This is a genomic window from Lysinibacillus sp. fls2-241-R2A-57, assembly GCF_030209535.1.
Classification (GTDB): domain Bacteria; phylum Bacillota; class Bacilli; order Bacillales_A; family Planococcaceae; genus Lysinibacillus.
In genome coordinates, this window is record NZ_JARVRU010000184.1 from 1 (window position 1) to 1,271 (window position 1,271).

Annotated in this window: 3 protein-coding genes; all 3 read right to left on the bottom strand. The window is 30.8% G+C overall.

All coding sequences use genetic code 11. The features are described from left to right. Positions 1-44 precede the first annotated feature (44 nt). Positions 45-347: a hypothetical protein gene (locus QRN68_RS23190; protein WP_285399512.1), complete on the bottom strand. Its 303-nt coding sequence runs from the start codon at positions 345-347 to the stop codon at positions 45-47. A 78-nt stretch (positions 348-425) separates the two neighbouring features. After that, positions 426-821 (bottom strand): immunity 22 family protein, encoded by a 396-nt coding sequence (locus tag QRN68_RS23195; protein ID WP_285399514.1) that lies wholly within the window; start codon positions 819-821, stop codon positions 426-428. A 111-nt stretch (positions 822-932) separates the two neighbouring features. Further along, the gene (locus QRN68_RS23200) at positions 933-1,199 is read right to left on the bottom strand and encodes a hypothetical protein (protein WP_285399515.1); all 267 of its coding nucleotides are present in this window, start codon (positions 1,197-1,199) and stop codon (positions 933-935) included. Positions 1,200-1,271: the final 72 nt, after the last annotated feature.

Genomic DNA, 1,271 nt, shown 5'->3' on the forward strand with positions numbered 1-1,271 from the left:
GCGTACGATGTTTTTATTTTTCTAAAGTGTTCAACTTGATTCTACTATTCGCCATAATTTTTTAATAGCTTCATTAATTCATTTTCTATCACAATGTAATTAAACTCTTCTTCAAAAGGTATACTAAGAGCTAGTACATGATGCTCATCACACAAAAGTTCACTAAGATCATCAAATCTATCAATAAGTTCTATTTTATATCTGCTTTTTTGGCCTTCCGCTATATATCTTCCCTTTTTATTTTCATAGGGTAGTGAAACGTTAAAAACTTTTTCTATTTTTTTTACTAAATCTACAAAAAGTAAATCTTCTAGTAATACAATATTTAGGTATTTTATCTTCACCATTATCGAAATCTCCCCAACCCATGATTCCCTTATCCCCGACTTATCATCAGCAAGTAACCAGTATACTATTGGTCATATTTAGATATTTGTCTTAAATCCTCCTAAGTAAACTAAACCATTAAATAACTTATCAGTGTCGGTTATTTTTAAATCTGCATCTGTGTAGAAGAACATTGCATTTACATTTTCAATCCCTTTTCCAACGCAGATAGATTTGATTTCTAATAACGTCTCATTAGAAACTGGTAATTCTTCTAGTGCATCGTCAACACTTATTAGATGATCAATCTTATAAACACCTATCATGTCCTCATCGTACCATTCTGTATTGGTATCAACACAAAATTGACACACCTTATATTCAGGGTCGTCCATTTCTACATTAGTGTTATAATCCAATTCAAAATATTGCTCGAATGTTGCATCGTCAGATTCATTGATTCCTATCCATATATGAACTTTAGATATATCCATTTCTATTTTTACAACCCACTCTCACACGTTTTTTATGATGTTAACCGACTATCTTCCTTCCCTTCTTCTTTTAGAGTGTTGAATTTTCTAACATCAGTTCCACCTTAATCATCACACAATTTCAAATTCAATGTTAAGTTTATGTTCCTCCACAAACTTCTTCAAATTTTCACTGGCAGCCCATCTTGATTTTGTGATGGTATCTCTAATTAAATAAAAATCATTGTGAATAGCTTTAGTAACAATTGGTTTGTCCAACATTTTACTACCATCGACTAAAGTTCGAAACCCAGAATTGTCATAGTCAATCCATTGTTGATAACAATTTATTTTAGTTAGATAAAAGGTTTGCACTCTATTTTTACATTTTATTTCCATTGGATAAAACATGCATTCTGATACTATGTCAAGAAAATGGACAGGGAAAATTGAGATTTTGCTTTAAATCTA

Coding starts and splice junctions, on each gene's coding strand:
- QRN68_RS23190 (WP_285399512.1), bottom strand. CDS start 347: ATGGTGAAGATAAAATACCTAAATATTGTATTACTAGAAGATTTACTT.
- QRN68_RS23195 (WP_285399514.1), bottom strand. CDS start 821: ATGGATATATCTAAAGTTCATATATGGATAGGAATCAATGAATCTGAC.
- QRN68_RS23200 (WP_285399515.1), bottom strand. CDS start 1,199: ATGGAAATAAAATGTAAAAATAGAGTGCAAACCTTTTATCTAACTAAA.